Source organism: Desulfofundulus sp. (assembly GCF_049701015.1).
Classification (GTDB): Bacteria; Bacillota; Desulfotomaculia; order Desulfotomaculales; family Desulfovirgulaceae; genus Desulfofundulus.
In genome coordinates this window covers 1-7,999 of record NZ_JBNATZ010000108.1, presented here as the reverse complement: position 1 = coordinate 7,999, position 7,999 = coordinate 1, and the positions used below count along the sequence as shown (strand labels likewise).

At 55.0% G+C, this 7,999-nt stretch carries 6 protein-coding genes and 1 riboswitch; of the genes, 5 read left to right on the top strand and 1 reads right to left on the bottom strand.

The genetic code is table 11. The features are described 5' to 3' along the window. Window positions 1-172: 172 nt before the first annotated feature. Entirely contained in the window at window positions 173-472 is a 300-nt protein-coding gene (locus tag ACPLUI_RS08085) for a carbohydrate-binding protein (RefSeq protein ID WP_424659758.1), read from the bottom strand. 193 nt (window positions 473-665) lie between these two features. Then, window positions 666-854: riboswitch (Lysine riboswitch) on the top strand. 118 nt (window positions 855-972) lie between these two features. Here ACPLUI_RS08085 and lysA point away from each other — a divergent pair. From lysA to ACPLUI_RS08060, 5 genes are all read left to right on the top strand, one after another. Further along, window positions 973-2,316 carry a diaminopimelate decarboxylase gene (lysA, locus tag ACPLUI_RS08080; protein WP_424659759.1) on the top strand — a complete coding sequence of 448 codons (1,344 nt, stop codon included), beginning with the start codon at window positions 973-975 and terminating at the stop codon, window positions 2,314-2,316. A 194-nt stretch (window positions 2,317-2,510) separates the two neighbouring features. Then, entirely contained in the window at window positions 2,511-5,147 is a 2,637-nt protein-coding gene (locus ACPLUI_RS08075; RefSeq protein ID WP_424659757.1) for a CBS domain-containing protein, read from the top strand. Beyond that, on the top strand, window positions 5,140-5,769 hold the full coding sequence (locus ACPLUI_RS08070) for a site-2 protease family protein (protein ID WP_424659756.1): 630 nt from the start codon (window positions 5,140-5,142) through the stop codon (window positions 5,767-5,769). The genes ACPLUI_RS08075 and ACPLUI_RS08070 overlap by 8 nt, the downstream gene beginning before the upstream one ends. Window positions 5,770-5,804: 35 nt before the next feature. Continuing rightward, window positions 5,805-6,788, top strand: coding sequence for a tryptophan--tRNA ligase (trpS, locus tag ACPLUI_RS08065; protein ID WP_424659755.1), 984 nt, complete (start codon window positions 5,805-5,807; stop codon window positions 6,786-6,788). A gap of 69 nt (window positions 6,789-6,857) precedes the next feature. Further along, window positions 6,858-7,703: a Gmad2 immunoglobulin-like domain-containing protein gene (locus tag ACPLUI_RS08060; RefSeq protein ID WP_424659754.1), complete on the top strand. Its 846-nt coding sequence runs from the start codon at window positions 6,858-6,860 to the stop codon at window positions 7,701-7,703. Window positions 7,704-7,999: the final 296 nt, after the last annotated feature.

The following is a 7,999-nucleotide window of genomic DNA, read 5'->3' as shown; positions in this document are numbered from 1 at the left end:
CGAATGTGATAAATGCCCGAACCTGTGCGAAGTGGTGGAGATTACCCGTGAAGGAGAAGTTATTGCCCGCTGGGGGGATCGCTGCGGCCGCTGGTCCGGCCCCCTGGAATATCAAGAGAATGTCGTCTAATTATAAAAAAGGGACGGTTTCAAAAAACCCGTCCCTTTTACGTTAAGCCCGTACCGTCCAGTTGTAACCGTTGTTGTTGTCCCAGTTGTTGGCCGAGTCCTTAAAGCAGAAGGACATTGTGCTGTCCTGCATCCGCAGGGTACTTTCCCAACCCCGCTGGGTACGTTCCATTTTAATGGTGCTGACATTTTGCCAGTTTTTCGGGTCGCCGAATCCACAGTGCAGGTAAACTTGATCGGCACCACATTTAGCAAGCAGCCCGTTGTAGATAATGTTCACATCATTGAAGCCGGCAGGCCTCACCTCGACGCCTTTTGGGGTATCAGACCAACCCTGAACCAAAATAAAGCACCTCCTGTTTTATATTTCAATGTTTATATTCTCCTCCGACTTTAAAGGTATACCCGGACATTTCTTCCAGGTGCCTGGCACTTAACTTATTAACTTATTAAGAGTCGAGAAAGCTGTTGACAGCAGTTAATGTTCATGATACAATGGGACAAAATTTTATACATTATGCCTCATCTCCCACTGGAGGTGAGGTAGAGGTTGCGGACAACAAGAGTACCCCGGCGGAGGAACCGGGTTCCACAGAAACCGGGGGAAAGGGTTGCCCGCCGAAGTTCAGCCGTTGCCCGGAACGGCTGGGCTGGGCCGTCACCGAACAGGTGCCGGACTGTCACCCGGTGGTTGCCCTGCTGCCGGGTGGAGCGCTATCTCACCAGGGGGAGAGGGCGGTATATTATCCTGTGCGCAAGACGGCCCCTCACCTGGAAGCCGTCATTTTATTTTGTTCACGATTGGTTTTAAAGCAGGCTATTCTAACCGTAGGAGGTTTTGAAATGAAGCTGCACGGCACCATGACCATTAACAGCCGGGGCCACCTGGAGATTGGTGGCTGCGATACCGTGGAGCTTGCTTCCACTTTCGGCACCCCTCTTTATGTGGTGGATGAAGAGCTTTTCCGGCAGAACTGCCGGGCATACTATCGGGCTTTTACCGAAAAACACGGTGCCGAAGTTATCTATGCGGCCAAGACACTGCTGACCCTGGCCATCTGCCGCCTGGTGGAGGAAGAAGGGCTGGGCATGGATGTGGTTTCCGGCGGCGAACTGTATACTGCCATACAGGCAAGATTCCCCATGTCCCGGGTTTATTTCCACGGGAACAACAAGTCCAGGGAAGAGCTGCGCCTGGCCCTGGAAGCCCGGGTGGGCCGGTTCATGGTAGACAATCTTTACGAGCTGGAAATGCTCAACGAGCTGGCCGGTGAGATGCACACCAGGGCTGATGTCATCCTGCGCTTAACCCCCGGTATCGAGGCCCACACCCATGAGTACATCAAGACGGGGCAGATTGACAGCAAATTCGGTCTGGTTATTGAAAACGGCCAGGCCCTGGCCGGAGTAAAACGGGCCCTGGAGATGGATCGCATTATCCTTCACGGTTTCCACTGTCATATCGGTTCCCAGATTTTCGAGCTGGATTCTTACGCTCACGCAGCCCGGGTAATGATGGATTTTGCCGCCCGGGTGGCCGGGGAAACCGGCTGGGCTCCGTCCGAGCTAGATCTGGGAGGCGGGCTGGGCATCTACTACGCCGAAGGGGATCAACCCCGCCCGGTGGCTGAATATGCTGATGTAATTATGCAGGCCGTCCGGGAAAAAGCTGCAGCACACGGTCTGCCCGTACCCAGGGTTATTGTGGAACCCGGGCGTTCTATCAGCGGTCCGGCAGGCACTACCCTGTACACCGTCGGGGCGGTAAAAGACATCCCCGGCGTACGCAAGTATGTGGCGGTAGACGGCGGGATGGGAGACAATCCCCGCCCGGCCCTTTACCGGTCCCGTTACGAGGCCTGCGTGGCCAACAAGGCCGCCGCACCACCAGAGGAAGTGGTTTCTATTGCCGGCAAGTGCTGTGAATCGGGGGATATGTTAATCTGGGATATCGCCCTGCCCGGGATTCAACCGGGGGATATCCTGGCGGTTAGCTGTACCGGTGCCTACAACTACTCCATGTCCATGAATTACAACCGCCTGCCCCGTCCGGCCATGGTTCTGGTGAAAGATGGCCGTGCCGACGTTATTGTCGAGCGTGAAACGTACGCCGACCTTCTGCGCAATGACGTAATTCCGGAAAGGCTTCGCAAGAGCCGGCGGCTGAATGTGGCTTCGGTACGTTGAAATTCTTCACCCGCGGGCACCTCTTTAAAAGGGGTGCTTTTTTGTATTTTCGTAAGAGATGGCTCCCGCATTCACTGGGGAGTTCTTCTGGCTGGTATAAGCGCCGGCACGTGAGGTAAATGTGGTTACGGAGAAGGAGAGTATGATATAATCAGGTGATAGCGTATACAAGCTCCCGGTGAAAGGAGTTTCCCATGGACATTATCACCACTCACACCAATACGGATCTGGACGCCCTGGCCGCCATGGTGGGGGCCCATAAACTTTATCCCGAAGCAGTGATGGTCTTCCCGGGTAAGCTTTCCAGAAACGTAGAAGAATTTATGGCTTTACATAAAGATGCCCTGGCCGTGTCCAGCCCGCGGGACATCCAGCTCGACAAGGTGCGGCGGGTGGTGCTGGTCGATACGAAAAACCCCAGGCGGCTGGGTAAACTGGCGGAAGTATTCAACCGTCCGGGAGTGGAAATACATATCTACGATCACCACCCCTGGGCCGAAGGAGATGTGCGGGGAACAGTGGAAGTGGTGGAAACGGTGGGGGCTACCGCCACCCTGCTGGTGGAAAAAATCCGGGAACAGAACATATCCTTAAACCCCCTGGAATCCACCATTCTGGCCCTGGGTATATATGGGGATACCGGCTCTCTGGTGTTTACCAGTACCACCCCCCGCGACGTGGCAGCGGTTGCCTATCTTTTGGAGAAAGGAGCCAACCTGGGGGTAGTGGCCGAATTTCTCGGCCGGCCCATGACCGACGAACAGAAGTCACTGCTCAAATCTCTGCTTCTTTCCGCCCGCCGCCACCAGGTAAACGGGGTCAAAATTCTCCTGGCCACCGCATCGGTAGAAGAATTTGTAATCGGCCTGGCCCTCCTCACCCACACCATTTCGGAAATAGAAAGACTGGATGCAGTATTCACCGTAGTTAAAATGGAGGACCGGGTATACATAGTCGGCCGCAGCAATGTAGCCCAGGTGGATGTAGCGGAAATTCTGAGCCCTTTTGGCGGAGGTGGCCATCCGGCGGCAGCTTCTGCTACCATAAAAGGGGCGCATCTAAACCAGGTAGCCGAGACACTCATGAAAATAATCCAGCAAAAGGTACGCCCTCCCCTGACGGCAGCGGGGATCATGTCCAGCCCGGTAAAAACCGTTACTCCCGAAACCACCATTAAAGAAGCCGGCCGTATCATGATGCGCTACGGCCATACCGGCCTGCCCGTAGTGCAGAAGGACCGGCTGGTGGGTGTGATATCCCGGCGAGATGTGGAAAAGGCCGACCTGCATGGTCTGGGACACGCTCCCGTAAAAGGTTTTATGAGCCAGAATGTGGTCTGGGTAACTCCCGACGTTCCCGTGTCTGAAGTGCAGCAGCTGATGATAGAACACGATATCGGGCGCGTACCCGTGGTGTCGGAAGGGCGCCTGGTGGGCATTGTTTCCCGAACCGACGTTTTGCGTACCATGCATGGTGATTTTCCTTCCCGTTACCGGGTTATTTACTCCGGTCACCTGCCTGCCGCCGGGTCAAACATTTCGGAACTGATGCAGCAGGTACTGAACCCGAGAGAATGGGAGATCATGTGCCGGGCAGGGGAAGTTGCCGTCCGTCTCGGTTACCGTGTTTTTGCCGCCGGTGGGGTGGTACGGGATATATTGCTTAAAGCTAGCAATCTCGATATAGATCTCGTGGTCGAAGGTGATGGGATAGCCCTGGCTGAAGCCCTGGCCGGGATATACGGCGCCCAGGTTCGCATTCACCGCAAATTTGGGACAGCGGAAGTGGTGTTTCCCGACGGGTTCAAAGTGGATGTGGCCACGGCACGGGTTGAATTTTACGAGTACCCCGCAGCTCTGCCCCGGGTGGAGAGTTCCTGCGTGCGCCATGACCTTTACCGGCGGGATTTCACCATCAACGCCATGGCCGTTGACTTGAACGGAGAAAATTTCGGCGACCTGATAGATTTTTTCGGTGGGCGTCAGGATTTACAGCAGGGGCTGATCCGGGTATTATATAACTTGAGTTTTATCGAGGACCCCATCCGGCTGCTGCGGGCCGTGCGCTTTGAACAGCGCTACGGGTTCAAAATCGAATCCCAAACCCTGAAGCTGCTCCAGGAGGCGGTGCGCCGGGAAGTTCTCGCCCGCGTTTCTACGGAGCGCCTGTGGGAAGAATTAAAACACATCCTGAGTGAGGAGAAAGCCGGGCAAATGCTGGAACGCCTGCATCAACTGGGCATGTGGGATTTTGTTCTCCCCGGGGTGACGTACTGGGAAGTACAGCCGGTGTTGCATGATCTGCGGAAATCCATGGAAATACTGGACGGGTGGGGTTTTCCGCCGGGAAATGAACCCTGGCTCTGTTATGTTATTGCCGCTTTACACTGGACCGGTCGTGATAACGCCCGAAAATTGTGTGAGCGCTATCATTTGAACAAGCGCCAGACAGAAAAGGTTCTGGTCACGCTGGCCAACTGGCGCCAGGTTTTATCCCGTCTGTGCCTGCGGGATGGAATACGTACCAGCGAGCTGGCCCGGGCCGTTCTCCTTTTACCTCGGGAGGCTTACCCTCTCATGCTTACCCTCCTGGATGAGGAGTGGTTGAAGGAACGGTTCCGGCAGTTGCTCCTGCTCCTCCGGGATAATAAGCCCACCGTGGATGGTGCATACATCAAGAGCCTGGGTTACCGGCCCGGACCCATTTTCCGCAGGGCCCTGGAGGCGGTCTGGCAGGCCCGGCTGGATGGCCTGGTGAAAAGCAGCGACGAGGAAAAGGCGTTTGTGCAGGAATTTCTGCGCCGCCACCAGGGAGAGGATTCCCTTGTTTAGCCTGCCCAGTTTATATGAAACGGGTATCATGTTGCCGGCAATTGTATTGGGGCTTACTCTCCACGAGCTGGCCCACGGCCTGGTGGCCGACCGTCTGGGTGATCCCACGGCCCGCTACCAGGGCCGGTTGACACTGAACCCCCTGGCCCACGTGGATATTATTGGTTTAATAATGCTTCTGGGCGTTGGTTTTGGTTGGGCAAAACCGGTGCCCATCAACCCTTATAATTTCCGCGGTGATATGCGGCGGGGCATAATTCTGGTCTCCCTGGCCGGGCCGCTGGCCAATATATTGCTGGCTATAGCCGGGGCGGTCGCGATGGGCCTGGGAGCCTGGAAGCTCCCCTACGGCAGGGATATTGTTTTAAAAATTATTGATCTCAATGTCATCCTGGCGGTTTTTAACCTGCTACCCATTCCCCCACTGGATGGTTCGAAAATACTGGCCTGCCTCCTGCCCGGACGGCAATCATGGCTTTATACACTGGAAAATTACGGAACGATCATACTTTTGCTTTTATTATTTACCGGTATCATCGGGAATGTGCTCAGGTGGATTATTGTTCCCCTGTATCATGCCCTGCTCGGTCTGGCCAAAGTAATTTCTTTCATAGTTTCTTAATGCCAAAGTAAGATGAGAAAGGAGATACCATAGCAATGCCCGAACACAGAATTCTAAGCGGCATGCGTCCTACAGGCCGCTTGCATATCGGCCATCTGAGCGTGCTGGAAAACTGGATTGAACTGCAAAAAGAGAACCAGTGCTTCTTTTTTGCCGCAGACTGGCATGCCCTGACTACAGCTTTTGAGCATACTGCGGGCATCAAAGAAAATATCAGGGAAATGGTTGCCGACTGGCTGGCTGTCGGTCTTGACCCGGCGAAGAGTGTAATTTTCGTCCAGTCGGATGTGCCTGAAACGGCGGAGTTACACCTGCTCTTTTCCATGATTATTCCTCTTGGCTGGCTGGAAAGAGTACCAACATACAAGGATCAGGTGCAGCAGTTCAAACAGCAGGGTAAGGATATCATGACGTACGGTTTTCTGGGTTACCCGGTGTTGCAGGCTGCCGATATTTTGCTTTACCGGGCCGATGCCGTCCCCGTAGGTGAGGACCAGCTCCCCCACCTGGAGTTGTGCCGGGAACTGGCCCGGCGGTTTAACCACCTCTACCGCCCCATTTTTCCGGAACCGCAGGCCAGGCTGTCCCGCGTTTCCGTTCTTCCCGGCGTGGACGGGCGTAAAATGAGCAAGAGTTACGCCAACGATATAGGTTTGATGGCCGGGCCCGATGAGATCAGAGAAAGGGTAAACGCCATGATTACCGACCCGGCTCGCATCCGCAAAACTGATCCAGGTCACCCTGAGGTATGCGTGGTGCACAAGTACCACGGCATATATACCGCTGACCGGCTAACTGAAATTGAGGAAGACTGCAGAGCGGGGAGGGTGGGCTGTGTAGCCTGCAAGAAGTTACTGGCTGCGTCTCTGGAGGCCGTGCTGGCTCCCTTACGGGAGCGGAGGCAACAGATTACCGACCGTCCTGGCTATGTTAAAGAGGTGCTGGCTGAAGGTGCCCGCCGGGCCCGGGCAGAAGCGGTTCAAACCATGGCCATGGTGCGGGAAGCCATGCGCATCTGAATGTATGATTTCCCCCTTTTCGGTAAACAATGACGTGTGAACAAATGTAGCCGAAAGGGGGAATTTACTTTGCGCAGGTCAATTTTGCTTATGGTGTGCCTGTTTTTAGTTGGGGGCATGTTCGGTTGCACTGTAGCCAGAAAACCGGGCCCGGCAGCTAAACCGCGCACTGTGGTGGTCCCCGAAACCACCCGGGTTTCCTTTGAACGTATTGATCCGGCCAGGGCACCGCAGGCAGTTAAGGATGTGGCCAGAGCCCTGGATGACACCAATGCCAGCACCTGGGTACGGGCCGGTAATGACATCTATTTGCTGTTTAACACCAGTTCTCACAACAGGGGTTACAGGGCGGAAGTTACCGAAATCAGCCAGCGTACTCCCAGACCGGAATTCAGCTGGCTGGATGTGAAGGCCAGATACATAAGGCAAACCCGGCAGGCGCCTTCGAATGCTCCCGTTCTTACTGTTGTACGGGTGAGCCGGTTAGCCCGGCCGGTAAGTGGCGTGGCTTTCCAGTTTGACCGTGAGAAGGGTCCCGGAACCGTTCCCATGCAGACCACCGAACCTCAGACCACCGGAGAACCTGCACCGGCGGGTTCCCCGGAAACATCGCCACGGGTAGAGGGGGAAGCAAGCATAGATGAGCCCGCTCCGGGCCGGGAAGTCACCAGTCCGGTCAAAGTAGTTGGCCGCGCAAGGCACTCTACTGGAGAGGTGCGCGTTCGTCTGGTAGATGAAAGGGGTATGGTCCTGTCTGAAAAAACCATTGCAGTTGGACGGGAGAGTTTTACCGACTTCGAAACTTCCCTCAGCTACGGACCTCCTGCTTCCCCGAAGAAGGGATTTGTAGAAATCGTGGCCCGTGCCGGTGACAGGGATCAAAACCTGGCCCGTGTGCCGGTAATTCTTAAATAAGGCCGGAGAAAAATCAGCCGGTGGCCGGAAAACGCAGCATGATTTTCCGGCCATCTTACTTTTTATAAATCTTGCATACATTTAAAGGCCGGCGGGAAAATATGACCGGTGGTGTTTGGTGTGCGCTTGTGGCTGCTGGTATCAATCTTATTTTTCCTGTTATGTGTTCTCGCTCTCGTACCATTGAATCTGGAGCTGTACTATCGCCGCAGGGAACAGGAGCATTGCCTGTCCCTCGTCGTCAGCACCTTGTTCGGCCTCAAATATCAACTTCTACCGCGACAGCGCCCGGCAGG